Below are 25,600 nucleotides of genomic sequence, written 5' to 3'. Positions count from 1 at the left end.
CTACTCCACCGGGCGGGCGGCCGGTAGCACGCCGTCAAGCCGTCACTCGGTGGTCGGCACCTTCACCGTCGACCACGCGTCGATGACGGCCTTGAGCTCGTCGCCGTCGCCGAACTTCTGGCGGGCGGCGGCGACCGTCAGCTTGGCGAAGTCGGTGAAGGACGCGTCCTGCGCCAGTTCGCCGCCGGTCAGGACCGTGTACCAGATCTGTCCGGCCCGCTCCCACGAGTGCCCGCCGAGGGCCTCGGCGACCAGGTAGAACGCGCGGTTGGGGATGCCGGAGTTGATGTGCACGCCGCCGTTGTCGCGGCCCGTGCGGACGTAGTGGTCCATGTCGGCGGGTTGCGGGTCCTTGCCGAGCACGTCGTCGTCGTAGGCCGTGCCGGGCTCCTTCATGGAGCGCAGCGCCTTGCCGGTGACGCGCGGGGCGAGCAGGCCCGCGCCGATCAGCCAGTCGGCCTCCTGCGCGGTCTGGCCCAGCGTGTACTGCTTGATCATCGAGCCGAAGACGTCCGCCATCGACTCGTTCAGGGCGCCGGGCTGGCCGAAGTACGTCAGGTTCGCCGTGTACTGCACGACGCCGTGGGTGAGCTCGTGGCCGATGACGTCCACGGGGATGGTGAAGTCGAGGAAGATCTCGTTGTCACCGTCGCCGAACACCATCTGTTCGCCGTTCCAGAAGGCGTTTCCGTAGTCCTCGCCGTAGTGGACCGTCGCGTTCAGCGGCAGGCCGTCGCCGTCGATGGAGTTGCGGTCGTACGACTTCTGGAAGAGCTCGAAGGTGGCGCCGAGGCCCGCGTACGCGCGGTTGACGGTCGCGTCCTTGCCCGGCTTGTCGCCCTCGCCGCGCACCTTGCGGCCCGGCAGCTCGGTGCGGTGCTTGGCGTCGTGGATGGTGCGGTGCGGCTTGCCGGCCGCGGCCTCCTTGGGAGGGGCGACGGAGGGCGCGCCGATGACGGTCGTCAGGCGGCGGTGGGTGCGCTCGATGGCGTCCCGCTCCAGGGTGCGGCGGGCGGGTGCGGCGAGCGCGGGGTCCTGGCTCTGGGCGAGGGTGTCCAGGACATGGGGCGGCACGATGGTGCAGAAGACGGGCTCGAAGCCCGTGGGGTTGGCGGTCATGGCGGCAATGTGGCACTGGGTCATGCCGCTGTCACTACCTGCAACCATGATTGCTGAAATAGAGGGATAGATCACCACTGGGGGTTTATCCGGCCACGGTCCCGCATACTGATACGGGCCCGCGCACAGAGCGCGGCTCGGCTAGGCTGCGGCACATCATGCGATTCGGGCTGCTTCTCCTTAGCTGCCGCGGCGAGGGCCTGTAGTCGAGGCCGACCCCCTCCCCGCGGAGTTCGGCGTTGCGCTAAGACCGTCGGCCGTCCTTCAGGACACTTCCGAGGAGCCCCGCACATGCCGAACTTCCAGCGCGCCACGTCCATGCCGGTCCACAAGTACGGGCAGTACGAGCAGGTCGACATCCCCGACCGCACCTGGCCGGACAAGCGGATCACGGTCGCTCCCCGCTGGCTCTCCACGGACCTGCGCGACGGCAACCAGGCGCTGATCGACCCGATGTCCCCGGCCCGCAAGCGCGCCATGTTCGACCTGCTGGTGCGCATGGGCTACAAGGAGATCGAGGTCGGCTTCCCCTCCTCGGGCCAGACCGACTTCGAGTTCGTACGGTCGATCATCGAGGACGAGGACGCGATCCCCGAGGACGTGACCATCTCCGTCCTGACGCAGGCGCGCGAGGAGCTCATCGAGCGCACGGTCGAGTCCCTGAAGGGCGCCCGGCGCGCGACCGTCCACCTGTACAACGCGACTGCTCCCGTCTGGCGCGATGTGGTCTTCCGCGGCTCGCGCGACGCCGTGAAGCAGATCGCCGTCGACGGCACGCGCCTGGTCATGGAGTACGCCGACAAGCTGCTCGACGACCGCACGACCTTCGGCTACCAGTACAGCCCCGAGATCTTCACCGACACCGAGCTGGACTTCGCCCTGGAGGTCTGCGAGGGCGTCATGGACGTCTGGCAGCCCGACGCCGACCGCGAGATCATCCTCAACCTGCCTGCCACGGTGGAGCGTTCGACGCCCTCGACCCACGCGGACCGCTTCGAGTGGATGTCGCGCAACCTGTCCCGGCGCGAGTTCGTCTGCCTCTCCATCCACCCGCACAACGACCGCGGCACCGCCGTCGCCGCCGCCGAGCTGGCCGTCATGGCCGGCGGTGACCGCGTCGAGGGCTGCCTCTTCGGCCAGGGCGAGCGCACCGGCAACGTCGACCTGGTCACCCTGGGCATGAACCTCTTCAGCCAGGGCGTCGACCCGCAGATCGACTTCTCGGACATCGACGAAGTGCGCCGCGTGTACGAGTACTGCACGCAGATGGAGGTCCACCCCCGCCACCCCTACGCGGGCGACCTGGTCTACACCGCCTTCTCCGGCTCCCACCAGGACGCCATCAAGAAGGGCTTCGACGCGATGGAGACCCGCGCGGCGGCCGCGGGCAAGACGGTCGACGACATCGAGTGGGCCGTGCCGTACCTGCCCATCGACCCCAAGGACGTCGGCCGCTCCTACGAGGCCGTCATCCGCGTCAACTCGCAGTCCGGCAAGGGCGGCATCGCGTACGTCCTCAAGAACGACCACAAGCTGGACCTGCCGCGCCGCATGCAGATCGAGTTCTCGAAGATCATCCAGGCGAAGACGGACGCCGAGGGCGGCGAGGTCACGCCCGGCGCGATCTGGAGCGTCTTCCAGGACGAGTACCTGCCGAACCCCGAGAACCCCTGGGGGCGGATTCAGGTCAAGAACGGCCAGACGACGACCGACACCGACGGCGTCGACACCCTCACCGTCGAGGCCACCCTGGACGGCGCGGACACCGTCCTGACCGGCTCCGGCAACGGTCCGATCTCCGCGTTCTTCGACGCGCTCCAGGGCATCGGCATCGACGTACGCCTCCTGGACTACCAGGAGCACACCATGAGCGAGGGCGCGTCCGCGCAGGCCGCCTCGTACATCGAGTGCGCGATCGGCGACAAGGTGCTGTGGGGCATCGGCATCGACGCCAACACGACGCGCGCCTCCCTGAAGGCCGTCGTCTCCGCCGTCAACCGCGCGGCGCGCTAGCCCCCCGACCGGTTCCGCCCGGCCCCGTCCGCCGATCCGGCGGGCGGGGCCGCGTCGTCTCCCGGCCATGTCCGGCTCGATCTCCTGTACGAGATGCTGACGCCGCATCATCGATGTGGCTAACATCACGCCAACGCGGCAATGCAGCCGGGGAGTTACGGAGGTGCGTGGTGCTGCCAGATCATGGACGAAACGGCCGGAATTCCCGCATCCCCGCCAAGCCGGTCTCCCGCGGGCGGGCGCTGTGCCGGCGCGTGGTCGGCATGCACACCGCCTGGGACACCGTCGGCGACGGCGAGTTCTTCTGCCCTGCCTGCGGCGGCGACCGCAACTACCAGCGGCTCACCGGACGGCGCCGCTTCGTCCTGCTCGGCCTGCCCGTCGTGCCGCGCGGCACCCGCGGACCCGTCATCCAGTGCGCCGCCTGCCAGGACCTGTTCGACCCGGACGTCCTGGACCACCCCACCACCACCCGGCTCTCCGCGATGCTCCGCGACGCCGTCCACGCGATCGTCGTCGCGGTCCTGTCCACCGGCGGCACCGGCTCCCGCGCGGTCGTCGAGACGGCCGTCTGCGCGCTGAACGGCGCAGGTCACGAGGACTGCTCCGAGGACCGGCTCGTCGCCCTCGTCGACACGCTCGCCACCGAAGCGGGGCACGCCACCGACTCCGACTGCGGCCCCGGCCTCCCCGGACTCGCCATCGAACTCCACGAGGCACTGGGCCCCCTGGCCCCGCACCTCGCCCCCGCCGGCCGCGAGGCCCTGCTCCTCCAGGGCGCCCGCATCGCCCTCGCCGACGGCCCCTACACCCCCGCGGAACGGGACGTACTCACCACGGCGGGCTGCGCGCTCACGATCTGCTCGGAGGACGTGGCACGCCTTCTGGTGACGGCGCGGACGCCTTCCTGAGCAAGGGCGCCGCCTTCCTCCGGATACTCCGCCGGGAGTAATCCCGGCCGGCAGCCTCCCCGAGCCGTACCGCCCAACTCGCCCCTTGGCCCGACGGATCGCGGGGCCGGGAGCGGCAGGGTTGACCCCGGAAACGTCACCCTGCCGAAGGAGGCCCGTCATGGGGGCCGCACAGACCACTGCCGCGCCGCGACGGCGACGGCGCGCCGTGCCCTGGGTGTTCCTGGGGCTGTGGATCGTCGTGCTCGCGCTGGCCTCGCCGTTCGCGGCGAAACTCGCCGACGTGCAGAAGGACCGGGCCGTCGACTACCTCCCGGCGAGCGCCGACTCCACCGAGGTCGCGAAGATCCAGGAGCGGCTGCCGGGCGGTGAGGCCACCGAGCTGGTGCTCGTCTACCACCGGGACGGCGGGCTCACCGCCGCCGACCGGGCGGCCGCCGGGGAGCAGGTCGGCGAGATAGCGCGGGCCCACCGGCTCGTCGCGAAGCCCGAAGCCGTGCCCTCCGCGGACGGCACCACCCTCATGTACCCGATCGCCAGCACCGAGCCCGGACAGGACGAGGAGAAGCGGGACGCCCTCGTCGGGGACGTCAGGGAGACCGCCCGCGGCGGGGACGGGCTGAGCGTCGACGTGGGCGGGGCGGGGGCGCTCGACACCGACGCGAGCGAGGTCTACAACTCGCTCGGCGGACCCCTGCTCTACACCACAGCGGGCGTCGTCGCGCTGCTGCTCGTCCTCATCTACCGCAGCCCCTTCCTGTGGCTCGTGCCGCTCGCCGTCGCCGGCGTCGCCGACTACCTCGCGATGGGCGTCGCGTACGGACTCAACCAGGGCTTCGGGACCTCCGTCAGCGGACAGAGCTCGGGCATCATGACCATCCTCGTCTTCGGCGCGGGGACGGACTACGCGCTGCTGCTCGTCTCCCGGTACCGGGAGGAGCTCAGGCGCATCGAGCAGCCCTACGACGCCATGGTCGCCGCCCTGCGCGGCTGCGGGCCCGCCGTCCTCGCCTCCTCCGGAACCGTCGCCGCCGGACTGCTCTGCCTGCTCGCCGCCGACCTCAACAGCAGCCGCGGCATGGGCCCCCTCGGCACGGTCGGCGTGCTCTGCGCCCTCGTGACGATGCTGACGCTGCTGCCCGCCGTGCTCGTCCTGCTCGGACGGCGCGTGTTCTGGCCGCTCGTCCCCGCGTTCGGCAGCGCTCCCAAACAGCGGCGCAGCCTCTTCGCCGCGATGGGCGGCTCGGCCGGGCGCAGGCCCCTCACCGTGCTCGCCGCAGGAGCCGTGCTGCTCGGCGCGCTCGCCCTGGGCGCGCTCAACCTGCCGGGCGCGCTCAAACAGGAGGACTCCTTCACCAAGACCCCCGAATCCGTGTCCGCCATGGAGACCCTCGCCACCGCCTACCCCGAGCGCGGCACCCAGCCCATCACCGTCATGACCCCCGCCGGCCGGGCCGACGCCTCCCTCGCCGAGATCCGCGACACGAAGGGCGTCGACAGCGCGGCACGGGGCCGTACCGCAGAAGGCTGGACCGAGATCACCGTCACCGCGGCCTCCGCACCCGAGTCGGCCGGGGAGACCGCGACCATCGAGGCGCTCCGCGACGGCCTCGACGCCAGCTATGTGGGCGGCCCCAGCGCGCAGCAGCTCGACCTGAAGGACACCAACGCCCGCGACCGGAACATCGTCGTCCCGCTCGTACTCGGCGCCGTCCTGCTGGTCCTCGTCGCCCTGCTGCGCAGCCTCGTCGCGCCGCTGCTGCTGCTCGCCGCGGTCGTCGCGGTGTGGGGCGCCTCGCTCGGCATCGCGGGCCTCGTCTTCGAACCGCTCTTCGGGTTCGAGGGCACCGACCCGGGACTCGGGCTGCTCTCCTTCGTCTTCCTCGTCGCACTCGGCGTGGACTACGGCATCTTCCTGATGCACCGCATGCGGGAGGAGTGCCTGAACGGGGCCGAACCGGGGACGGCCGCGCTCACCTCCCTGCGCACCACCGGCGGCGTCGTCGCCTCCGCGGGGCTCGTCCTCGCCGCGACGTTCGCCGTGCTGACCAACATGCCGCTGGTCCAACTCGTCGAACTGGGCTTCGTCATCGCCGTCGGCGTGCTCCTCGACACCTTCCTCGTCCGCACCTACCTGGTGACGAGCGCGAGCGTGGCACTGGGCAGGAAGGTGTGGTGGCCGGGGCCGCTCTCCAAGGCGCCCGCCGCGCCCGCCCCGCCGCCCCGCGAGGCCGAGCCCGTCCGGGTCGCGTCGCCTTGAGCCGGAACTCCGGGGCGCCCCTCCTCTCCCGGAGGGGCGCCCGTGTGCCGGAGGATGAGGCCGTGGAGACTTCCGAGAGGGGCCGGGGCCCGGGGCGCGGCTCCGTCCGCCGCAACCTCGTCGAGCGCGTCCTCGGACCGGCCGCGCCCGGCGAACGCCTGCGCACCGACGCCCTGTTCGCCCTCGCCATGGCCGTCAGCGCCGTCGTGATCGTGCGGGTCGTGCGGGACAACGGGCACGTGCCGGACCTGGCCGGCTGGGCGCTGCTGCTCGTCGCCCACGTCGTCGTCGTGTGGCGGCGCCGCGCCCCGGTGCGCGTCCTGATCGTCCTGATGGCGATCCTGCTGACCTACCACTCCCTGGACAACAACCACACCGCGCCCATGGCCGTGTCGATGGTCGCCCTGTTCACCGTGGCCTCCCGCACCCGACCCCGCAACACGATCCTCATCGGCGCCGGTGTCATGGGCGGCATGCTGAGCGTGAAGTTCCACGAAGGCATGGCCGAGGGCGCGGAGTCGCTGCGCATCTCCGGCTGGATCGTCGCCTTCCTGCTGCTCGGCGTCTACGTCCGCATCCACCGCCAGTACGTCGCCTCCGTACTGGAGCGGGCCGAACGGGCGGAGCGCACCCGCGAGGAGGAGGCGCGCCGCCGCGTCGCCGAGGAGCGGCTGCGGGTCGCCCGCGACCTGCACGACCTGCTCGCCCACAGCATCACCCTCGTCGGCGTCCAGACGTCCGTCGCCGCGCACGTCCTGGCCGCCGACCCGGACCGCCTCGACCGCGAGGCCGTCGCCAAGGCGCTCGACGACGTCGCCGAGACCTGCCGCGCCGCCCGCGGCGAACTCCGCGCCACCCTCCAGGTCCTGAGATCGGGCACCGAGGACGAGGCGGGCGAGGCCAGAGGACCGTTGCCCGGCCTCGACGGACTGCCCGACCTCGCCGACGCGGCCCGCACCGCGGGCGCCCGCGTCGAGCTGACGGTGGCCGAGTGCCGGGCACCGGCCGCCGTGGGCGCCGCCGCCTACCGCATCGTGCAGGAGGCGCTCACCAACGTCGTACGGCACGCGGGCGCCGGCAGCACCGTCCGGGTGTCGGTGCGCACCGAGGACGCGGCGCTGTGCGTGCGCGTCACGGACGACGGCACCGGCACCGCACAGGAGGCCGGGCACGCGCCGGGGTACGGGCTCGTCGGGATGCGGGAGCGGGCCCGCACGGTCGGCGGCACCCTGGACGCCGGCCCGCGCCCGGAGGGCGGTTTCATGGTGTCCGCGACACTGCCGCTCGCACCCGTGTCCCTGGGAGGTCTGTCATGACGGTGCCCATCCGTGTGCTGCTCGCCGACGACCAGACGCTGGTGCGCGCCGCGTTCGCGATGCTCGTCGACTCGGCGCCCGACATGGAGGTGGTGGGGCAGGCGGGCACGGGCCGCTCGGCGGTCGACCTGGCCCGCGCCGAGCGCGCCGACCTCATCGTCATGGACATCCGCATGCCCGACCTCGACGGCATCGAGGCGACGCGGCTGCTCGCCGCCGACGAGGACCTGGCGGGCGTGAAGGTCCTGATGCTGACGACGTACGACACGGACGAGCACGTCGTCGACGCGCTCCGCGCGGGCGCGTCCGGCTTCCTGGTCAAGGACACCAAGCCCGCCGAACTCCTCGACGCGATACGCACGGTGGCGGCCGGCGACTCCCTCCTCTCGCCCGGCCCCACGGCCCGCCTCATCGCCCGCGTGCTGCGGTCACCGGACGCGCAGACGCCCCTCACCGGCGGGCCCGAGAACCTCTCCGAGCGGGAGCGGCAGGTGCTGCGGCTCGTCGCGCGCGGCCTCAACAACCAGGAGATCGCCGACACCCTGGGCCTGAGCCCGCTGACCGCGAAGACCCACGTCAGCCGCATCATGGGCAAGCTGAGGGCCCGCGACCGGGCCCAACTGGTCATCGTCGCCTACGAGTCCGGCCTTGTCGCGCCGGGCTCGGTCGGCTCACCCTGACGGCGGGCGGCTGCTCCACCTCCAGGGAGCGAGTCACAGCAGCCCGGCCGTCGCCAGATGCTTGCCGACCCGTTCCGTCTCCGCCGCGGACAGCGGGATCTGCGGCTCCGCCGTGGCCGCGCAGTCGATCACCCCGCGCAGCCGCAGCGCCGCCTTGAACGCGCCGAGCGCCGACGAACTCCCGCCCATCCGCGCCGGATCCCCGGCCGTCACCATCCCGAACAGGCCGCACAGCCGCTCCTGTTCGGCCCGCGCCCGCGCCCAGTCGCCCTCCCGGCACGCCCGATAAAGGCGCACGTACCCACCGGGGTCCACGTTCCCGAGGCCGGGCACGACGCCGTCCGCGCCCATCGCGAGCGCCGAGTCGGCCGTCACCTCCGACCCGGTGAGGACGCTGAACCCGGCGAGCCCCGGCTCCGACCGCTTGCCGAGGACGACGCCGCGGAAGGAACCCTCATCGCCGCTGGAGTCCTTCAGGCCCGCGAGGACGCCGTCCCCGGCCAGTTCGAGCATGAGCCCCGCGCCCAGCTTGGTGTGGACCGCCATCGGCAGGTCGTACGCGAGGACCGGCGCCCCGCAGCCCTCCGCGACCAGCCGGAAGTGGCGGGCGATCTCGGCCGGATGGGTCCGTGTGTAGAAGGGCGCGGTGACCACGACCGCGTCCGCGCCCGCCCGGACGGCGGCCCGCGCGTGGTCAAGGACGCGGGGCGTGGTCATGTCGATCGCGCCGGCGAGGACGGGCAGCCGGCCGGCCACGTGCCGGACGACCGTGTCGACGACGAGCGCCCGCTGCCGGTCCGTCAGATACGCGACCTCGGAGGTCGAACCGAGCACGAACAGACCGTCGACGCCACCCGCGACCAGGTGGTCGACGAGTCTGGTGAGGGAGGAGGTGTCCACCTCGCGGTCCGGTGTCAGGGGGGTGCAGACGGGCGGGACGACACCGGTCAGCGGGGTGGGAAGGGTCATGGATGCTCCCTCGGTGCGGTGACGGAGGCCGTGCCGGAAGCCGTGCCGGAAGCCGTGGCGGCGGCTGCGGTGGTGGCTGTGGCGGCGGCCTGGGTGACGAGTTCGTGGGTCGACTCTCCCTCGTCGACGGGGTGGAAACAGCGGAACCGGTGCTCCGGGCCCGCCGGCCGGGCCTCCGGCATGGCGGTGGCGCACTCCGCGTCCGCCTTCCAGCAGCGGGTGCGGAACGGGCAGCCGCTCGGCGGCCGGGTCGCCGACGGCACGGGCCCGGCCAGCGGGATCGGGTCGATGGGGTCGAGCAGTCCGGGCGTCGCGGAGAACAGGGCACGGGTGTACGGGTGCCGGGCGCGGTCCAGGATCTCCGCGGCCGGGGCCTCCTCGACGATCCGGCCGAGGTACATCGTGACGACCCGGTCGCTCATCCTGCGTACCGTCTGGATGTCGTGGGAGACGAACACGAGGGCGAGGCCCAGGCGCTCCTTCAGGTCGAGGAGCAGGTTGAGGATCTGGGCGCGGACGGACACGTCGAGGGCGCTCGTCGGCTCGTCGGCGACCAGCAGGTCGGGTTCGAGCGCGAGGGCGCGGGCGATCGCCACGCGCTGCCGCTGGCCGCCGGAGAGCTGGCCGGGCAGCCCGTCGGCGAGGGCCTTCGGCAGACCGACCAGGGCCATCAACTCCCGCACGCGCTCGTCCCGTTCCCTCGGCGTGCCCCGCTTGTGCACGTCGAGCGGGTCACGCAGTATCCGCCCGACCGGCAGCCTGCGGTTCAGGGCGGTCGACGGGTCCTGGAAGATCATGCCCGTGTGGGAGCCGATGGAACTCCGCCGCTCGGCGGGTGTCATCCTCCACAGGTCGTGGGCGCGGAAGGAGACGGTTCCTGTGGTGGGGCGCTGGGCGCCCACGAGGACCTTGGCGAGGGTTGATTTGCCGCAGCCGGACTCTCCTACGACGCCCACTGTCTCGCCGGGGGCGACGGTGAGGGCGGCTCCGGTCAGGGCGTACACCCTGTCCCGGGAGAACAGGCCGCCCGACCTGGCCTTGTGTACTACGTGGACGTCGTCCAGCTCGACGATGGGGGTGGTCGTCATTTCGGGTCACGCTCCGTCGTGGCTGGTCGCGCAGTTCCCCGCGCCCCTGACATCGTCGTGGCTGATGCCGGATGGTGGCAGGCCGTGGAGTGTGCTGCCGTACCCGCCAGCTCCGGTGTCGTCGTACGGCACACCTCGCTCGCCAGCGGGCACCTGTCCGCGAACCTGCACCCCCGCGGGAACTCCGCCGGAGACGGCACCACGCCCTTGATCTGGGTGAGGCGTCGGGCCGCCGACTCCAGGGAGAGGACCGAGCCGAGCAGGCCGCGCGTGTAGTGGTGTGCGGGGGACTCCACGAGGTCCGCCGTCACGCCCGTCTCGACGATCTGGCCGCCGTACATCACCACGACCCGGTCCGTGACGTCCGCGACGAGCGCCAGGTCGTGGGAGACGAGGATCAGCGCGAAGCCCAGCTCCTCGCGGAGCCGCAGCAGCAGCTGGATGATCTGCGCCTGCACGGTGACGTCCAGCGCGGTCGTCGGCTCGTCGGCGACGATCAGCTTCGGGTCGCGGGAGAGGGCCATGGCGATCAGGACGCGCTGGCGCTGCCCGCCGGACAGCTCGTGCGGATAGCTGCGCAGGGTGCGTTCGGGGTCGAGGCCGACGAGTTCGAGGAGTTCGACGGCCGTCCGGCGGCCACCCCTTCGTACGACCTGTTTGAGCTGGGAGCGGACCGTCATCGCCGGGTTCAGGGACGACAGGGCGTCCTGGTAGATCATCGCCATGTCGTGGCCGAGCAGGCGGCGCCGGGCGCGCATCGGCAGGCCGGTCAGCTCCTGTCCGTCGAAGGTGACGCGGCCGCCGACGCGGGCGCCCTTCGGCTCCAGGCCCATCACCGTCAGCGCGGTCAGTGACTTGCCGCAGCCCGACTCGCCGACGAGGCCGAGCACTTCACCGGGGCGTACGTCGAAGCTGATGCCGTCGACGATGTCCACGCCCTCGTGGCGCTGCGGGAAGGAGATGGTCAGGCCGGTCACGGCGAGGACCGGCTCGCCCGTGGGGAGGGGGCGGGCGCGGGAGCGGAGGCGGTGGGCCGCCTCCGTGAGGCCGGGGAGGTCGAGGACCCGGCCGCTGCCGGGCTCGGGGGTCTCCAGGCGGTCCTGGGCGCGGGCGGGCCCCGCGACGTCGCGGCCGGAGGGGGCCGCCCAGGCGTCCGACACGCCCTCGGAGAGGATGTTCAGGGCGAGGACGGTGAGCAGCATCAGGAGCCCGGGGAAGACCGTCGCCCACCAGCCGCCGATCAGGACCATGTTCTTGCCGTCGGCGATGACGCTGCCCCAGGACGGGTCGGGCGGCCGCACACCGGCGCCGATGAAGGAGAGCGACGCCTCGAAGACGATGGCCTCGGCGACCTGCACGGTGCAGAAGACCAGGACGGGCGCCGCGCAGTTCACGGCGACGTGGCGGATCAGGATGTGCGGGGTGCGGGCACCCAGCACGCGTTCGGCGACGACGTAGTCCTCGCCGTACTGGTCGAGGACGTTGGCCCGGACGACGCGGGCGATGGGCGGGGTGAACAGGAAGGCGATGGCGCAGATCAGGACGAGGATGCCGCCGCCGAAGACCGCGACGAGGACGGCGGCTAGCGCGATCCCGGGGAACGCCATGACGACGTCCAGGCAGCGCATCAGCGTCTCGTCGACGGCCTTGCGGGAGGTCGCCGCGACCGCGCCGATGAGGGCGCCCGCGACGAGGGCGAGCAGGGTGGCGCCGAGGCCGATGGCCAGCGACCAGCGCGCCCCGTACATGAGCCGGCTGAGGATGTCGCGGCCCAGGCTGTCCTGGCCCATCCAGTGGTCGGCGGAGGGGTGTCCCGTGCCGTCCGTCTGGGGCTGCTGGTCGAGCGGGTCGTGCGGGGCGATCAGCGGGGCGAGGAGCGCCACCAGGACGACGAGCCCGATGACGCAGACCGCGACCCTGGACAGCACGGGAAGTTTGCGGAAGGAGCGGATCCGTAGACCGGGTACGGCGAGGCGCTCGGTCAGCGCCTTGCGCGAGGTGAACATCAGCTCGACCCTCTCAGACGCGGGTTGACCAGCAGGTGGAGGACGTCGATGACGAGGTTCACGACGACGAAGCCGACGGCGGTGGTGATGACGACGCCCTGGACGACGGCCGGGTCGCCGTTCTTCACGGCGTCGATCATCAGCTTGCCCATGCCGGGCAGCGAGAAGATCGTCTCGATGACGACGGCGCCGCCGAGGAGATAGCCGACGCGCAGGCCGAGGACGGTGAGCGGGTTGATGAGGGCGTTGCGCAGGACGTTGCGGCCGACGACGACCACCGGGGGGAGGCCGTTGCCGACGGCCGTGCGGACGTAGTCCTTGTCGAGCTCCTCGACCACGGCGGTGCGGATGATGCGGGTGAGGCCCGCGGCGACCGGCAGGGAGAGCGCGAGGGCGGGCAGCGTCATGGTTCTGAGCCAGCCGGTGAGGGAGTCGGCGGGGTTGATGTAGCCGCCGGTCGGGAACCAGCCGAGGTCCACGGCCAGGTACTGGATCATCAGCAGCGCCAGCCAGAAGCCGGGCGCCGCGACACCGGTCAGGGAGATCACGCGGATCAGCTGGTCGGGGAGGCGGTCGCGGTAGATCGCCGCGGTGACGCCGAGGGTGAGGGAGAGGACGACCGCGATGCCGAGCCCGAGGAAGGTGAGCTGCACGGTGAGCGGCAGGGCGGTGGTGACCTGGTCGACGACGGGGGAGCGGTTGAGGACGCTGATGCCCATGTCGCCCTGGAGGAGGTCGCCGACGAAGGCGACGTAGCGGACGGGGAGCGGGTCGAGGAGGCCGTTCTCCTCGCGGAACTCGTGCAGTTGCTCGGGTGTCGGGTTGGCGCCCTGGAAGAACGCGGACGCCGGGTCGACGTCCGAGAAGCGCATCACGAGGAAGACGAAGAGCACGATGCCGAGCAGCAGCGGGACGAGCAGGGCGACGCGGCGGGCCAGGATTCTGAGGACTGCGGTCACGGCGTACGACTCCTGAACTGTGCTTCCCTCACACCCACTTGGCCTGGAGGAGGTTGATCCCTGGATAGGGCTGGGCCTGGACTCCGGTGATCTTCTTGGGGTCCCAGGCGGTCATGAGTTCGTTGTGGACGACGGGGTAGAGGACGGCCTGTTCGGCCACGGTGTCGATGTACGCCTGGACCATGGCCTTCTTCCGCCCGGCCTCCGGCTCGCGGGTGGCGGCGTCCATGTCCTTGAAGAGCTTGCGGGCGACGGCGTCGTCGGCCCAGCGCGCGTACCCCATCCACAGGTTCTCGGGGCCGTAGTTGTAGTGCATGATCAGGTCGGCGTCGAGCCCGAACTGGTTGGGGTTCGAGGCGGCCGCGACGACCTGGAAGTCCTTCTTCTGGTCCAGCTTGGTGAAGACCGCGGTGGTCTCCTGCGGGTCGAGGGTGACCTCGACGCCGAGCTTCTCCCAGCCGTCCTGGATGGTGGGCAGGCAGTCCACGATCCAGCTCACGTTGACGGCCATGAGGTTGATCCTCAGCGAGCCGACGCCCGCCTCCTTCAGCAGCTTCTTCGCCTTGGCCAGGTCGTAGCCGTAGACCGTCCTGGCGGGCCGGTAGGAGGGGTTGGCCTCGTTGAGGAAGGAGGTCGACGCCTTGCCGTGGCCCTTGAGGGCGGCCTCGATCATCTTGTCGCGGTCGATGGCGTAGTGCAGGGCCTGCCGCACGCGGACGTCGTCGAACGGCTTGTGGGCCGTGTTGAAGAGCAGGAAGAGGTTGTTCATCCCGGCCCCGCCCTCGACGGTCATCCCGCCCTTCTTCAACTGCTCGATGTTGGCGTACGGGATGTTGTCGGCGATCTCCGCGTCGGCGCCGGCGCCGGAGATCTTCGCGACGCGCGGCGCGGCGTCCACGATGGTCAGCCAGTTCATCTTCTTGAAGGCGGCCTTGCGCGGGCCGTTGTAGTCGTCGAAGGCCTCGAAGGTCGTGTTCGACTTGGGATGGTGCGAGGCCTGTTTGTACGGTCCCGACCCCACCGCCTTCCCCTTGGTCGCGTCGTCCCAGGCGCCCGGTTCGCCGAACACGTGCTTCGGCATGATCTTGGCGAGGGAGAGCCGGGCGGCGCCGTCGGGGAAGGGGAACTTGAGAAGCAGCTCGACGGAGGTCGCGTCGACCTTCCTGACCTCCTTCAGCCAGCTCGCGAAGAAGCCCTTGGCGAGCGTCTGCGTCTTCGGGTCGAGGATCCGGTCGAAGACGAACACGACGTCGTCGGCGGTGACGGGCTTCCCGTCGTGCCACTTGGCCCCCGGGCGCAGGGTGAACTTCCACGTCGTCGCCTTGAGGTCGTTCGGGATCTCCGTGGCGAGCGCGGCGTACGGCTCACGGGTGATCGGATCGGTCCCGAGCAGCCCCTCGTAGATGTGCTCGTTGCCGGCCATCGCGAAGGCGGACGCGGTCTGGGTGGGGTCCCAGCTGCCGTCGTTGCCGTACCCGATGACGGCCGTGAGCGTCGACTCGCCGCCCTGGCCGCCGCCCCCGGTCTCGTTCGTCGACTCGGGCCCCGCGGAACAGGCGGAGAGCGTGGTCGTGACGGCGGCGGCCGCGCTCAGCGCACCCGAGTACTTGAGGAAGGCCCGGCGGTCCGGCAGGACGGCGCGGCGTGCGGTCGGAGAGGGCAGATCGGTCACTGTGTCTCCCTTGCCTACCTAAGAGGTCCCACGTCCTACGTCATGGGTGGCGTGGTGACGATAGGAGCGGCCGGAGGGCTGGTCAAGACTCCGGACGGGGGACCCGCACGGGTGGGAGCCCTGGGTCCGGACGGGCGACGGCGGGACCCCGACCGGCCTCCCGGTCTCGCGGTGCGGGCGTTCGGGTGATCACCGCGCGCCGGTTTGTATCCTCGGCACGCCCCACCGATGGATCCGTCGATCCACTGATCCATCGACCCGACCACCCACCGCACCGTCGAAGCGGTACCTGCGAGAGGCAACACCATGACCACCGAGCTGAGCCCCGACGCCACGGCCCCCGACGCCCAGGCCCTCACCGGGCTGCTCGAACGGGCGCGGCAGGACTACGCCGAGCTCGCCGGGCGCGGGCTCTCCCTCGACCTGACGCGGGGCAAGCCGGCGCCGGAGCAGCTCGACCTCGCCGAGGAGCTGCTGAGCCTGCCCGGTGGCCGGCACACCTCCGCCGACGGCACCGACGTCCGCAACTACGGCGGGCTCCAGGGCCTGCCCGAGCTCCGGGAGATCTTCGCCGAGCTGCTCCAGGTGCCCGCCGGGCAGCTGCTCGCGCTCGGCAACTCCAGCCTTGAGCTGATGCACGACTGCCTCGTGCACGCCCTCCTCGGCGTGCTGCCGGGCGCTGCGTCGCGCTGGGTCGACCAGGAGCGCGTCGCGTTCCTCTGCCCGGTGCCCGGCTACGACCGGCACTTCGCGCTCTGCGAGCGGTTCGGCATCGACATGATCCCCGTGCCGATGACCGCCGAAGGCCCCGACATGGACGAGGTCGAGCGCCTCGCCGCGGGCGACCCGGCCATCAAGGGCATCTGGTGCGTGCCCAAGTACAGCAACCCCGACGGCGTCGTCTACAGCGACGAGACCGTGGCCCGCCTCGCCGCCATGCCCACCGCCGCCCCGGACTTCCGCATCTTCTGGGACAACGCCTACGCCGCCCACCACCTCACCGACGAGCCCGCCGAGATCGCCGACCTGCTCGCCGCCTGCGCCGCGGCCGGGCACGAGGACCGCGCCTTCGTCTTCGGCTCCACCTCCAAGATCACCGCGGCCGGCGCCGGCGTCGCCTTCTTCGGCTCCTCGCCCGCCAACGTGAAGTGGCTCCTCGCCAACAACCAGAAGCGGTCCATCGGCCCGGACAAGGTCAACCAGCTGCGGCACGTGATGTTCCTGAAGGACGCGGACGGCGTACGCGCCCACATGGAGCGTCAGCGCGCCCTGCTCCAGCCCAAGTTCGAGACGGTCGCCCGCATCCTGGACGCGGAGCTCGCCGGCACCGGCCTCGCGACGTGGACGTCCCCCAAGGGCGGCTACTTCGTGACCCTCGAAGTCCCGGACGGCTGCGCCAAGGAGGTCGTGCGCCGCGCCGCCGAGGCGGGCATCGTCCTCACCCCGGCCGGTGCGACGCATCCGTACGGGGACGACCCGCGCGACGCGACCATTCGCATCGCGCCCAGCTACCCCGGCCTCGCGGAGCTGGAGCAGGCCATCAAGGGCCTCACCGTGTGTGTGCGGCTCGTGGGCTACGAGCAGCGGGCCCGCACGGCCGGCTGACCTCGGCCGTACACAGGAACGGTCCCAGCAGTCCGGGCACCGCCCGCTCGGCGAACGCCAGCCCCTCCGCCTCGTCCACGTCGTACGCCGCGTACGCCTGCGCGCCCGCGGCCGTCGTCGCGCTGAGGGTGACCAGGCCCGCCCGGCGCTGGAGCACGGACTGCTTGACCGTCCAGCCGATGACGCCGCCGCGGCGCAGCGCCACCGTGGAGCGGCGCAGCGTGCCGGAGCGTACGACGAGGTAGTCGGCGTCGAGCGCGTGCCCGAGGCTGCGGTACGCGTCGCAGGCGAGCGCCACCGCGGCCGGGACGAGGACCACCGCGGTGCCCACCCCCAGATACGTCAGGGCGGGCAGGCCGACGATCGCCCCGAGCAGCAGCAGGACCAGCGCGGGCGCCAGCGCCGCCGACACCGCCCAGCGGATGCGGCGGGCCCGCGCCGCCCGCGGGTGCGCCGTGAGCCGCGCGGCGGTGGGCGTCACCGGCTCCCGCAGGACACGCGCCGCCACCTCGTCGGCGAGCCGGCGCGGCGCGGCGGGCAGCAGGGTGCTGGGGCCCGCCTGGTCCTCCTCGTCACGGCGGGACAGACCCGTGGCGACCGCGTCGACACGGGCCGCGCCCGACAGCCGCAGGCCCAGCGGCTCCACCACGTCGACGCCGCGCAGCCGGGCCTCCTCCAGGGAGACCGAGCGCGTCGTGAGCAGCCCGCGCCGCACCCGCAGCGTCCCGCCGGGCTCCCGTTCGAGCCGGTAGTTCCACCACATCCCGACCCACAGCCCGAGCGCCCCCACCGACCCGGCGGCCAGCGCCCCCGCGACCAGGGCGAGCACGATGCCCGCCACCGACATCCCGCGGAACAGGTCACCCACCCACTCGATGACCTCCTCCTGCACCCCGAACCACTCGCTGACCTGCATCACCGCGCCACCCGCCGCGGCGGCGAGCGCGGAGGTGACGAAGGACAGCGGGGCGTACTTGATCCAGCGGGGGTCGAGTGCGGCGATCGTGCCCTCCGCGTCCGACGCGGCGTCGGGGGCCGCCCGGCTGAGCAGTTCGCGCCGCAGCCGCTCGCCCTCGGCCCTGCGGACCGGGCGGAGTTCGAGGGTGGCCTCCTGGGCGGAGCTCTGCTCGCCGGTGCCGATCCGGACCTCCACCAGGCCGAGGAGGCGCAGCAGCGGGTGGGCGACGAGATCGACGGAGCGTATCCGCTCGCGGCTCAGGGAGCGGTGCTTGGCGAAGAGGATGCCGCTGCGCAGCTCGGCCCGTTCGGGCCCGACGCGGTAGCGGCTGTGGCGCAGCCGCAGCGCGTCGAGGCCGACGCCGCACGCGATCACCAGCAGACCCAGCCCCACCGCCCAGGCGATCACCGGCCCCATGGCCACCCAGCCCTGGAAGCTGAGGGTGATCGGCAGGCCGACGGCGGTCACCACGCCGCCGGTCATCTGCACGGTGACGAGCAGCGAACGCCGGTCGAGCCGCCGCCAGCCGGGCTCGTCGGGGGAGTCGGCGAGTCCGCCCAGGTCGAGTCCGCTCACGTCGCGTCCCCCGGCGTCGCCTGGGTGACGAGGGCGAGCCGCTCGGCCAGTGCGGCGGCGGTCGCGTGGTCGAGCCCCTTGACCTTCAACGCCCCCTTGGCGGACGCCGTGGTGACCGTGACGGTCGTCAGCCCGAAGACCCGCTGGACGGGCCCGCGCATCGTGTCGACGGTCTGGAGCCGCGACATCGGCGCGATCCGGCCCTCCATCCAGAAGAAGCCGGTCCGCACGTACACCGCGTCGTCGGTGACCTCCCAGCGGTGCACCTTGTACCACCACAGCGGCAGCAGCGCCCCGGCGAGCAGCCCCGGCACCGCGATGACCGCGGCGGGCAGCAGCAGCCAGAGGCGGGCCGGCGCGATGAGCGCGGCGAGCAGGACCAGGACGCCCACCGGGACGGCCGTCGTCAGCAGCAGTTGCGTACGCCACCAGGCGACGGCGCGGCGGTCCAGGGGGTGGCGCGGCGGCCGCAGCCGCACGACCGCTCTGTCGTCCCCCTGGGCGTCTCCTTGGTCGACAAGCATGAGACGAAAGGTACTTGCTCAGACAAGATGCCTGCTCACCGGCTGTAGCGCCGCTCGGCCGGTAATCGACCACCGGCCCTCGCGCGCACCGCGTCCGGGGGCCTCAGTGCTGCTGCGCCTTCTGCGGCGTCCCCTCGCTCGGCCGCACGATGACGTGCCCCTCACCCTCCAGCTTCAGCTGCACGGCCTCGCCCGAGCCGCCGCGGATCATCGACCCGATGGACTGCGAACGGTGCAGGGACGTGCTCAAGTTGGCGGTCCAGCCGACCACGGCGTCCGTGTCGACGTACACGGGCTGCTGCGGCGACACGGGGATCACCAGCGGATTCCCGTCGCAGACCAGGCCGAGCCGCCCGCCGCCGGTGAAGACGGTGTTGAAGAGCCCGCCCCCGGCGATGCCCGAGCCCTTCACGGTCTTGATCTCGTACGAGAGGGTCGCGTCGAAGCAGAGGACGTTGCGGCCGTTGACCGTGAGGACGTCGCCGGGCTCGATGTCGACGATGAAGCAGTTCTGCGCCTCGTGCGCGAACCACGCCTCGCCGCTGCCGCGGACGGCCATCAGCGGCAGCCCCTCACCGGTCACGGCACGCTTGAGCATGCCGCCCACGCCCTGCCCCTTGCGTTCGAACTGCAACTCGCCCCGGTAGGCGATCATGGCGCCCTGCCGGGCGAACATCTCACCGTTCACGGCGTACTTGATGGATTTGGCGTTCTGGAGCGTCATGCCGGGGGCGTGGGCCGGCTGGGCCATGTGGTCACTGGAGAACAAGTCACTCTTCATGGCCACATCTTGAGGTACGCCTCGTGCGTGCGGAAGCGCGGCACCCCACCGCACGGACGCAGCCGTGACCGACGTACGGCACACTTCGGCCCGCGCCGAACCGTCACGCGCTTACCGTCGTGGCATGACGACGCTTCGGTACGAGGAGTTCCGCGACCTGCACCGCGCCGGTGCGCCCCTGCTGCTGCCCAACGCCTGGGACCACGCGTCGGCCGCCGCGCTCGCCGCCGCCGGCTTCCGTGCGGTCGGCACGACCAGCCTGGGCGTCGCGGCCGCGGCGGGCCTGCCCGACGGGGCGGGCGCCACCCGGGCGGAGACCGTCCGGCTGGCCCGCGGTCTGTCCCGCCTCGACGCGCTGATCAGCGTGGACATCGAGGGCGGCTTCAGCGACCGCCCGGAGGACGTCGCCTCGCTGGCGGCCGAGCTGGCGGGCATGGGGATCGCCGGCGTCAACATCGAGGACGGCCGCCCGGACGGCACGCTGCGGGACCTCTCCCACCAGTGCGAGATCCTGCACGCGGTACGGGAGTCGGTGGGCGGCCGCCTCTTCGTCAACGCCCGCACGGACACGTACTGGTTGCCGGCCGCGGGAAAGTCCCCGGAGACCGGGGAGCGCCTGGCCGCCTACCGCCGGGCGGGCGCGGACGGAGTCTTCGTGCCCGGCCTGCGCGACCTGGACACCCTCTCCGAACTGACCCGGACCCTCGAAGACACCCCGCTCAACACCCTCCACACCCCCCAAGGCCCCGCCCTGCCGGAGCTGGCCGAGGCGGGCGTACGCCGCGTCAGCCTCGGCTCACTGCTGTTCCGCGCGGCGCTGGGGGCGGCGGTGGCGACGGCACGGGACCTGACGGTGAGCGGCGAAGTCCCCTCGTACACCGCGACACAGGCACTGTCGGACGCCTTCGGGCTGCCCGAGCACAGCCACCAACAGCCGCCCGCGAGCCCGCAGTTGTAGCGGGCAGACGCCTCCCGAGTGTAGGCGGCGTGCACCCCCGCAGGGACGAGAAGAGTGAAATCCGAAGGCAGAGGGGAGCCACCACGCAGGGGCACGGGTCGGACAGGCGGAGGAAACCGTGAAGACATTGCGCGCCGCGCTGACGCGAGCGGGAACTGTGGTGCCGTCATCGGGAGCCGATCCGACGTCGGCCGCGCGAAGGAGCGCGCCATGAACTTCCCGACGCACCTCCCGGTGGGCGCGTACGTCGTCGACACGCGCAGTGGCCGCGTGGGCCGGGTGATGGGCCACGAGGGCCCGTACGTCCAGCTGCGCCCCTACGGAGGCGGACGCGAGTGGGACTGCGCCCCGGAGGCGATCCGCACGGCGACGGACGCGGAACGGCTCCGCGCGGCGACGGCGTACGCGAACCCCCGGAGCCGGGGGGAGACGCCTTGACGGAGCCTTGCCAGAAGTGGCCGGGGCGGGGGCGTAGAACGCGTAGTACGCTGCATTCATGGCAGGAAACACTGGCGGCGGCAACGATGTCCCTTTGCGTGAGCTCAACCAGCAGACGTCGCGAGTGATGGCCCGCGTCGAAGCGGGTGAGACGGTGACGATCACCAAGGACGGCGTGCCGATAGGGGACATCGTGCCGAGGGGCGGACGTCTGGGGCAGCCTTCCTACCCGTTCCGCACCGATCCGATGGGTCCGCTCGACCTCCCGGACCTCGACGGGCCGGCGCTCACGGACGACGAGATCGACGATGTTCTGCGCGGCATGGGCGGCATGGGGGCGGCGGGTGTCTGAGATCCCCGTGGCGATCGCGGACACGAACGCCCTGTACCGCCTGTTCACGCCGAAGGATCCGCGTCATGCGGCGCACAAGGAGGCGCTCGCCCGTGTCGGGCACTTGGTCGTCTCGCCCATGGTCCTCACCGAACTCGACTACCTGTTGACCGAGCGGGTGGGGGCCCAGGCCTCCATGACGGCTCTCGACTTCATCGCGCGCCAGGCGGAAGCGCGACGCTTCGAGATCCCGGAGACGGCTCCGCACCTGCGTGGGGCCATGGCAGTGATGCGCGGGTACGGCGACGCGGCGGGCGGCAAGGGCGTCGGCCTGGCGGACGCCATGAACGTGACCCTCGCGGCGGCCTTCCAGACCGCCGACATGCTGACCACCGACGCGCACTTCCGGATGATGCGTCCCCTGACCGCGCACCGCGCGTTCCGGTTGCTCCCCGACGACCTGTGAGGTCGATCCGTACGCGAGAATGGACCCCATGAGTCTGTTCCGCGAAGTCGGCATCGTGCTGCGCACCCGGAAGCCGGGTGGCGGGCGATGAGTCTCTTCAGGGACGACGGGATCGTCCTGCGGACGCAGAAGCTCGGTGAGGCCGACCGCATCATCACGCTGCTCACCCGCGGTCACGGGCGCGTCCGCGCCGTCGCGCGCGGGGTGCGGCGGACCAAGTCCAAGTTCGGGGCCCGGCTGGAGCCGTTCTCCCACGTCGACGTGCAGTTCTTCGCGCGCGGAAGCGAGCTCGTCGGGCGCGGGCTGCCCCTGTGCACGCAGAGCGAGACCATCGCTCCGTACGGTGGCGGGATCGTCACCGACTACGCGCGCTACACCGCCGGGACGGCCATGCTGGAGACCGCCGAGCGGTTCACCGATCACGAGGGGGAGCCCGCGGTGCAGCAGTATCTGCTGCTCGTCGGCGCGCTGCGCGTCCTCTCGCGCGGCGAACACGCCCCGCACCTCGTCCTCGACGCCTTCCTGCTCCGCTCCCTCGCCGTGAACGGCTACGCGCCCAGCTTCACCGACTGCGCCAAGTGCGGCATGCCGGGACCGAACCGTTTCTTCTCCGTCGCGGCGGGCGGCTCGATTTGCGTCGACTGCCGGGTGCCCGGCAGCGTCGTACCGTCGACGGAGACGCTGACGCTGCTCGGCGCGCTGCTCACCGGCGACTGGGAGACGGCGGACGCGTGCGAGGCGCGGCACGCCAGGGAGGGCAGCGGGCTTGTTTCCGCCTATCTGCACTGGCACTTGGAGCGCGGACTGCGTTCTTTGCGGTACGTAGAGAAAGGCACGTGAGCGGTGAGTACGTCGCGTGCGCGAACAGCTAGGTAGGAGAGAGAGCCCCCCATGGCACGACGCGGAATCCTCGGACGGTCCCGCCGTGAGTATCAGCTGCCCGAGCCCCACCCCTCGGGCGCGCGGCCGCCGAAGATCCCCGGTGAGCTGGTCCCGCAGCACGTGGCGATCGTCATGGACGGGAACGGCCGGTGGGCGAAGGACCGCGGCCTGCCGCGCACCGAGGGGCACAAGGTCGGCGCCGAGCGCGTCCTCGACGTGCTTCAGGGCAGCATCGAGATGGGTGTCGGCGCGATCTCGCTCTACGCCTTCTCCACGGAGAACTGGAAGCGCTCCCCGGACGAGGTGAAGTTCCTGATGAACTTCAACCGCGACTTCATCCGCAAGACCCGCGACCAGCTCGACGACCTCGGCGTGCGGGTGCGCTGGGTGGGCCGGATGCCCAAGCTGTGGAAGTCGGTCGCCAGGGAGCTGGAGATCTCCCAGGAGCAGACCAAGGACAACGACAAGCTGACCCTGTACTTCTGCATGAACTACGGCGGCCGCGCCGAGATCGCCGACGCGGCCCAGGCCATCGCCGAGGACGTGAAGGCGGGCCGGCTCAACCCGTCCAAGATCAACGAGAAGACGTTCGCGAAGTACCTGTACTACCCGGACATGCCGGACGTCGACCTCTTCCTGCGCCCCTCCGGCGAACAGCGCACCTCCAACTACCTGCTGTGGCAGAGCGCCTACGCCGAGATGGTCTTCCAGGACGTCCTGTGGCCGGACTTCGACCGCCGCGACCTGTGGCGCGCCTGCCTCGAATACGCCTCGCGGGACCGCCGCTTCGGCGGCGCGATCCCGAACGAGGAGCAGATCGCCAACAGCAAGGCATGACAGAGAAAGTGGGGGGCCCGCACCGTCGCGCCGACGGTGCGGGCCCCTCCCCGTACGTACGCCTACTTGCTCGCGCACTCCTGGCACGTGCCGAAGATCTCCACCGTGTGCGCCACGTTCACGAAGCCGTGCTCCGCGGCGATCGCCTCGGCCCACTTCTCGACTGCGGGGCCCTCGACCTCGACGGCCTTGCCGCAGACGCGGCAGACCAGGTGATGGTGGTGGTCGCCGGTGGAGCAGCGGCGGTAGACCGTCTCGCCGTCGTTGGTGCGCAGGGCGTCGACCTCACCGGCGTCGGCGAGGGACTGGAGGGTGCGGTAGACCGTGGTCAGACCGACCGAGTCGCCCTTGTGCTTGAGCATGTCGTGCAGCTCCTGGGCGCTGCGGAACTCGTCCACGTCGTCGAGTGCCGCGGCCACCGCCGCACGCTGGCGGGTCGACCTGCCTCGAACCGGGGCTCCCACGGTTGCCTCCTCGCGTCACGCTCTGGTCTGGGCCTTGCCGGGCCATTGTGCCAGGTCGGCCCGGACCCGGGTCAGGCCTTGACCACCGGCTGGGCCGGTACCGAGCACTCCGCGGGGTCGCCGGCCGCCTCCGCGGCGGCCGCGGCCCGCGCTCTGCGCCTGGCCAGCGGCGTCGCGAGGACCGTCAGGACGATGAAGACCCCGATGGTCAGGAGCACGATCGTCGCGCCGGGCGGCACGTCCTGGTAGTACGAGGTGACGGTGCCGCCGAGCGTCACCGCGACGCCGATCGCCACCGCGACCACGAAGGTCACCGCGAAACTCTTGGTGAGCTGCTGCGCGGCCGCCACCGGCACCACCATCAGCGCGGAGACCAGGAGCAGGCCCACGACGCGCATGGCGACGGTGACCGTGACGGCGGCGGTGACGGCGGTGAGCAGGTTGAGGGCGCGGACCGGCAGGCCGGTGACGCGGGCGAACTCCTCGTCCTGGCTGACCGCGAAGAGCTGGCGGCGCAGCCCGACCGTGACGAGGACCACGAACGCGGCGAGCAGGCAGATCGCCGAGACGTCCTCCTCGGAGACCGTCGAGAGCGAGCCGAAGAGGTACGACTGGAGGTTCGCGTTCGACCCGCCGGGGGCGAGGTTGATGAACATGACGCCGCCCGCCATACCGCCGTAGAACAGCATGGCCAGGGCGATGTCGCCGCGCGTCTTGCCGTACCAGCGGATCAGCTCCATGACGACGGCGCCGACGATTGCGACCGCCGTCGCCATCCACACCGGGGAGGTGGAGAGCAGGAAGCCGAGGCCGACGCCGGTCATCGCCACGTGGCCGATGCCGTCGCCCATCAGGGCCTGGCGGCGCTGGACGAGGTAGATGCCGACGGCGGGCGCGGTGATGCCGACGAGGACGGCGGCGAGCAGGGCCCGCTGCATGAAGGCGTAGTTGAGGAGTTCCATGGCTGACTCTCGCGTCCTCAGGTGAGCAGGCCGGTACGGACCGGCTCCGCGTCGGTGTGCGGGTGGACGTGGTCGTGGCCGGGCAGGGCGTGCTGGCCGACGGCGCGTGGGGGCGGTCCGTCGTGCAGGACGCAGCCGTCGCGCAGCACCACGGCACGGTCGATCAGCGGCTCCAGGGGGCCGAGCTCGTGCAGGACGAGGAGGACGGAGGTGCCCTGGGCGACCTGCTGGCGCAGGGTGGCCGCGAGGACCTCCTGGCTGGCGAGGTCGACGCCCGCCATCGGCTCGTCCATGATCAGCAGCTCGGGCTCGGAGGCCAGCGCGCGGGCGATCAGGACCCGCTGGTGCTGGCCGCCGGAGAGCGCGTTGACGGAGTCCTTGGCGCGGTCGGTGAGGCCCACCAGGTCGATGGCGCGGGCGACGGCCTCGCGGTCGGCTTTACGCAGGATGCCGAGGCGGGCGCGGGAGAGCCGCCCGGAGGTGACGACCTCGGTGATGGTGGCGGGCACGCCGCCCGCGGCGGTGGTGCGCTGCGGGACGTACCCGACGCGGGCCCAGTCGCGGAAGCGGCGGCGCGGGGTGCCGAAGATCTCGACGTCGCCGCCGGTGACGGGGACCTGCCCGATGACCGTGCGGACGGCGGTGGACTTGCCCGAGCCGTTGGCGCCGAGCAGGGCGACGACCTCACCGCGGCGCACGGTGAGGTCGATGCCGCGCAGCACGGGGCGGGAGCCGAGCTCGGCCGTCACCTTGTGCAGGGATATGACGGCTTCGCCGCTGCCTTCACCGGTGCCGGCGTTCTTGCTCATGGCTCGTGCCTCCGTA

At 71.8% G+C, this 25,600-nt stretch carries 24 protein-coding genes; 12 read left to right on the top strand and 12 right to left on the bottom strand.

What is annotated here, in order from left to right:
* Nucleotides 1–42: 42 nt before the first annotated feature.
* Nucleotides 43–1,119 carry a M4 family metallopeptidase gene (locus ACZ4Z4_RS01925; RefSeq protein WP_468320853.1) on the bottom strand — a complete coding sequence of 359 codons (1,077 nt, stop codon included), beginning with the start codon at nucleotides 1,117–1,119 and terminating at the stop codon, nucleotides 43–45.
* 291 nt (nucleotides 1,120–1,410) lie between these two features.
* Between ACZ4Z4_RS01925 and leuA the strand changes: the two genes are divergently transcribed.
* The 5 genes from leuA to ACZ4Z4_RS01900 all read left to right on the top strand — a co-directional run bounded on the left by leuA (nucleotide 1,411) and on the right by ACZ4Z4_RS01900 (nucleotide 8,299).
* Nucleotides 1,411–3,132 (top strand): 2-isopropylmalate synthase, encoded by a 1,722-nt coding sequence (leuA, locus tag ACZ4Z4_RS01920; protein ID WP_468320851.1) that lies wholly within the window; start codon nucleotides 1,411–1,413, stop codon nucleotides 3,130–3,132.
* 170 nt (nucleotides 3,133–3,302) lie between these two features.
* Nucleotides 3,303–4,043 (top strand): TerB family tellurite resistance protein, encoded by a 741-nt coding sequence (locus ACZ4Z4_RS01915; protein ID WP_468320849.1) that lies wholly within the window; start codon nucleotides 3,303–3,305, stop codon nucleotides 4,041–4,043.
* A 160-nt stretch (nucleotides 4,044–4,203) separates the two neighbouring features.
* Nucleotides 4,204–6,303: an MMPL family transporter gene (locus ACZ4Z4_RS01910; RefSeq protein ID WP_468320846.1), complete on the top strand. Its 2,100-nt coding sequence runs from the start codon at nucleotides 4,204–4,206 to the stop codon at nucleotides 6,301–6,303.
* A 62-nt stretch (nucleotides 6,304–6,365) separates the two neighbouring features.
* Nucleotides 6,366–7,619: a sensor histidine kinase gene (locus ACZ4Z4_RS01905; protein WP_468320843.1), complete on the top strand. Its 1,254-nt coding sequence runs from the start codon at nucleotides 6,366–6,368 to the stop codon at nucleotides 7,617–7,619.
* The gene (locus ACZ4Z4_RS01900; protein ID WP_468320840.1) at nucleotides 7,616–8,299 is read left to right on the top strand and encodes a response regulator; all 684 of its coding nucleotides are present in this window, start codon (nucleotides 7,616–7,618) and stop codon (nucleotides 8,297–8,299) included. Before ACZ4Z4_RS01905 ends, ACZ4Z4_RS01900 begins: the two co-directional genes overlap by 4 nt.
* Nucleotides 8,300–8,332: 33 nt before the next feature.
* Here the strand turns inward: ACZ4Z4_RS01900 and ACZ4Z4_RS01895 are convergent, their stop codons facing one another.
* From ACZ4Z4_RS01895 to ACZ4Z4_RS01875, 5 genes are read right to left on the bottom strand one after another with little or no spacing between them, the layout of a single operon-like run.
* Nucleotides 8,333–9,268, bottom strand: coding sequence for a dihydrodipicolinate synthase family protein (locus ACZ4Z4_RS01895; RefSeq protein ID WP_468320837.1), 936 nt, complete (start codon nucleotides 9,266–9,268; stop codon nucleotides 8,333–8,335).
* The gene (locus ACZ4Z4_RS01890; protein WP_468320835.1) at nucleotides 9,265–10,356 is read right to left on the bottom strand and encodes an oligopeptide/dipeptide ABC transporter ATP-binding protein; all 1,092 of its coding nucleotides are present in this window, start codon (nucleotides 10,354–10,356) and stop codon (nucleotides 9,265–9,267) included. The genes ACZ4Z4_RS01895 and ACZ4Z4_RS01890 overlap by 4 nt, the downstream gene beginning before the upstream one ends.
* Nucleotides 10,353–12,362 (bottom strand): dipeptide/oligopeptide/nickel ABC transporter permease/ATP-binding protein, encoded by a 2,010-nt coding sequence (locus ACZ4Z4_RS01885; RefSeq protein ID WP_468320832.1) that lies wholly within the window; start codon nucleotides 12,360–12,362, stop codon nucleotides 10,353–10,355. Before ACZ4Z4_RS01885 ends, ACZ4Z4_RS01890 begins: the two co-directional genes overlap by 4 nt.
* Entirely contained in the window at nucleotides 12,362–13,321 is a 960-nt protein-coding gene (locus ACZ4Z4_RS01880; protein ID WP_468320829.1) for an ABC transporter permease, read from the bottom strand. The genes ACZ4Z4_RS01885 and ACZ4Z4_RS01880 overlap by 1 nt, the downstream gene beginning before the upstream one ends.
* A gap of 28 nt (nucleotides 13,322–13,349) precedes the next feature.
* Nucleotides 13,350–14,993: an ABC transporter substrate-binding protein gene (locus tag ACZ4Z4_RS01875; RefSeq protein ID WP_468320826.1), complete on the bottom strand. Its 1,644-nt coding sequence runs from the start codon at nucleotides 14,991–14,993 to the stop codon at nucleotides 13,350–13,352.
* A 306-nt stretch (nucleotides 14,994–15,299) separates the two neighbouring features.
* Here ACZ4Z4_RS01875 and ACZ4Z4_RS01870 point away from each other — a divergent pair, with 306 nt between their 5' ends.
* Complete coding sequence (locus ACZ4Z4_RS01870) at nucleotides 15,300–16,598, top strand: aspartate aminotransferase type Ic (RefSeq protein WP_468320822.1); 1,299 nt, start codon at nucleotides 15,300–15,302, stop codon at nucleotides 16,596–16,598.
* Here ACZ4Z4_RS01870 and ACZ4Z4_RS01865 read toward each other — a convergent pair.
* The 3 genes from ACZ4Z4_RS01865 to ACZ4Z4_RS01855 all read right to left on the bottom strand — a co-directional run bounded on the left by ACZ4Z4_RS01865 (nucleotide 16,543) and on the right by ACZ4Z4_RS01855 (nucleotide 19,437).
* Entirely contained in the window at nucleotides 16,543–18,132 is a 1,590-nt protein-coding gene (locus ACZ4Z4_RS01865) for a PH domain-containing protein (protein WP_468320819.1), read from the bottom strand. The genes ACZ4Z4_RS01870 and ACZ4Z4_RS01865 overlap by 56 nt on opposite strands.
* On the bottom strand, nucleotides 18,129–18,656 hold the full coding sequence (locus ACZ4Z4_RS01860) for a PH domain-containing protein (RefSeq protein WP_468320816.1): 528 nt from the start codon (nucleotides 18,654–18,656) through the stop codon (nucleotides 18,129–18,131). Before ACZ4Z4_RS01860 ends, ACZ4Z4_RS01865 begins: the two co-directional genes overlap by 4 nt.
* 103 nt (nucleotides 18,657–18,759) lie before the next feature.
* On the bottom strand, nucleotides 18,760–19,437 hold the full coding sequence (locus ACZ4Z4_RS01855) for an AIM24 family protein (RefSeq protein ID WP_468320813.1): 678 nt from the start codon (nucleotides 19,435–19,437) through the stop codon (nucleotides 18,760–18,762).
* Nucleotides 19,438–19,561: 124 nt separating this feature from the next.
* Here ACZ4Z4_RS01855 and ACZ4Z4_RS01850 point away from each other — a divergent pair, with 124 nt between their 5' ends.
* The 6 genes from ACZ4Z4_RS01850 to ACZ4Z4_RS01825 all read left to right on the top strand — a co-directional run bounded on the left by ACZ4Z4_RS01850 (nucleotide 19,562) and on the right by ACZ4Z4_RS01825 (nucleotide 23,349).
* On the top strand, nucleotides 19,562–20,395 hold the full coding sequence (locus tag ACZ4Z4_RS01850; protein WP_468320811.1) for an isocitrate lyase/PEP mutase family protein: 834 nt from the start codon (nucleotides 19,562–19,564) through the stop codon (nucleotides 20,393–20,395).
* Nucleotides 20,396–20,605: 210 nt separating this feature from the next.
* Nucleotides 20,606–20,833, top strand: a complete 228-nt coding sequence (locus tag ACZ4Z4_RS01845; protein ID WP_468320808.1) for a hypothetical protein — start codon at nucleotides 20,606–20,608, stop codon at nucleotides 20,831–20,833.
* Between the two features lie 58 nt (nucleotides 20,834–20,891).
* Nucleotides 20,892–21,185, top strand: coding sequence for a type II toxin-antitoxin system Phd/YefM family antitoxin (locus ACZ4Z4_RS01840; RefSeq protein ID WP_468320806.1), 294 nt, complete (start codon nucleotides 20,892–20,894; stop codon nucleotides 21,183–21,185).
* Nucleotides 21,178–21,630 carry a PIN domain-containing protein gene (locus tag ACZ4Z4_RS01835; protein ID WP_468320803.1) on the top strand — a complete coding sequence of 151 codons (453 nt, stop codon included), beginning with the start codon at nucleotides 21,178–21,180 and terminating at the stop codon, nucleotides 21,628–21,630. Before ACZ4Z4_RS01840 ends, ACZ4Z4_RS01835 begins: the two co-directional genes overlap by 8 nt.
* Before the next feature lie 87 nt (nucleotides 21,631–21,717).
* Complete coding sequence (gene recO, locus ACZ4Z4_RS01830; RefSeq protein ID WP_468320800.1) at nucleotides 21,718–22,470, top strand: DNA repair protein RecO; 753 nt, start codon at nucleotides 21,718–21,720, stop codon at nucleotides 22,468–22,470.
* Between the two features lie 51 nt (nucleotides 22,471–22,521).
* Nucleotides 22,522–23,349 (top strand): isoprenyl transferase, encoded by an 828-nt coding sequence (locus tag ACZ4Z4_RS01825; protein ID WP_468320797.1) that lies wholly within the window; start codon nucleotides 22,522–22,524, stop codon nucleotides 23,347–23,349.
* Nucleotides 23,350–23,411: 62 nt separating this feature from the next.
* On the opposite strand, the gene ACZ4Z4_RS01820 is transcribed toward ACZ4Z4_RS01825, so the two are convergent.
* The 3 genes from ACZ4Z4_RS01820 to ACZ4Z4_RS01810 all read right to left on the bottom strand — a co-directional run bounded on the left by ACZ4Z4_RS01820 (nucleotide 23,412) and on the right by ACZ4Z4_RS01810 (nucleotide 25,584).
* Nucleotides 23,412–23,813: a Fur family transcriptional regulator gene (locus ACZ4Z4_RS01820; protein ID WP_362999757.1), complete on the bottom strand. Its 402-nt coding sequence runs from the start codon at nucleotides 23,811–23,813 to the stop codon at nucleotides 23,412–23,414.
* Between the two features lie 71 nt (nucleotides 23,814–23,884).
* The gene (locus tag ACZ4Z4_RS01815) at nucleotides 23,885–24,775 is read right to left on the bottom strand and encodes a metal ABC transporter permease (protein ID WP_468320793.1); all 891 of its coding nucleotides are present in this window, start codon (nucleotides 24,773–24,775) and stop codon (nucleotides 23,885–23,887) included.
* A gap of 17 nt (nucleotides 24,776–24,792) precedes the next feature.
* Nucleotides 24,793–25,584 carry a metal ABC transporter ATP-binding protein gene (locus ACZ4Z4_RS01810; RefSeq protein WP_468320790.1) on the bottom strand — a complete coding sequence of 264 codons (792 nt, stop codon included), beginning with the start codon at nucleotides 25,582–25,584 and terminating at the stop codon, nucleotides 24,793–24,795.
* Between the last annotated feature and the right edge of the window lie 16 nt (nucleotides 25,585–25,600).

The organism is Streptomyces sp. NPDC030245, assembly GCF_055572995.1.
This window is presented reverse-complemented; position numbering and strand designations above follow the sequence as displayed.

Bases quoted from the DNA above. Each gene is read 5' to 3' on its own strand.
- recO (WP_468320800.1), top strand. From the start codon at position 21,718: ATGAGTCTCTTCAGGGACGACGGGATCGTCCTGCGGACGCAGAAGCTC.
- ACZ4Z4_RS01815 (WP_468320793.1), bottom strand. From the start codon at position 24,775: ATGGAACTCCTCAACTACGCCTTCATGCAGCGGGCCCTGCTCGCCGCC.
- ACZ4Z4_RS01870 (WP_468320822.1), top strand. From the start codon at position 15,300: ATGACCACCGAGCTGAGCCCCGACGCCACGGCCCCCGACGCCCAGGCC.
- ACZ4Z4_RS01855 (WP_468320813.1), bottom strand. From the start codon at position 19,437: ATGAAGAGTGACTTGTTCTCCAGTGACCACATGGCCCAGCCGGCCCAC.
- ACZ4Z4_RS01825 (WP_468320797.1), top strand. From the start codon at position 22,522: ATGGCACGACGCGGAATCCTCGGACGGTCCCGCCGTGAGTATCAGCTG.
- leuA (WP_468320851.1), top strand. From the start codon at position 1,411: ATGCCGAACTTCCAGCGCGCCACGTCCATGCCGGTCCACAAGTACGGG.
- ACZ4Z4_RS01910 (WP_468320846.1), top strand. From the start codon at position 4,204: ATGGGGGCCGCACAGACCACTGCCGCGCCGCGACGGCGACGGCGCGCC.
- ACZ4Z4_RS01845 (WP_468320808.1), top strand. From the start codon at position 20,606: ATGAACTTCCCGACGCACCTCCCGGTGGGCGCGTACGTCGTCGACACG.
- ACZ4Z4_RS01860 (WP_468320816.1), bottom strand. From the start codon at position 18,656: ATGCTTGTCGACCAAGGAGACGCCCAGGGGGACGACAGAGCGGTCGTG.
- ACZ4Z4_RS01925 (WP_468320853.1), bottom strand. From the start codon at position 1,119: ATGACCGCCAACCCCACGGGCTTCGAGCCCGTCTTCTGCACCATCGTG.
- ACZ4Z4_RS01840 (WP_468320806.1), top strand. From the start codon at position 20,892: ATGGCAGGAAACACTGGCGGCGGCAACGATGTCCCTTTGCGTGAGCTC.
- ACZ4Z4_RS01900 (WP_468320840.1), top strand. From the start codon at position 7,616: ATGACGGTGCCCATCCGTGTGCTGCTCGCCGACGACCAGACGCTGGTG.
- ACZ4Z4_RS01850 (WP_468320811.1), top strand. From the start codon at position 19,562: ATGACGACGCTTCGGTACGAGGAGTTCCGCGACCTGCACCGCGCCGGT.
- ACZ4Z4_RS01890 (WP_468320835.1), bottom strand. From the start codon at position 10,356: ATGACGACCACCCCCATCGTCGAGCTGGACGACGTCCACGTAGTACAC.
- ACZ4Z4_RS01810 (WP_468320790.1), bottom strand. From the start codon at position 25,584: ATGAGCAAGAACGCCGGCACCGGTGAAGGCAGCGGCGAAGCCGTCATA.
- ACZ4Z4_RS01885 (WP_468320832.1), bottom strand. From the start codon at position 12,362: ATGTTCACCTCGCGCAAGGCGCTGACCGAGCGCCTCGCCGTACCCGGT.
- ACZ4Z4_RS01895 (WP_468320837.1), bottom strand. From the start codon at position 9,268: ATGACCCTTCCCACCCCGCTGACCGGTGTCGTCCCGCCCGTCTGCACC.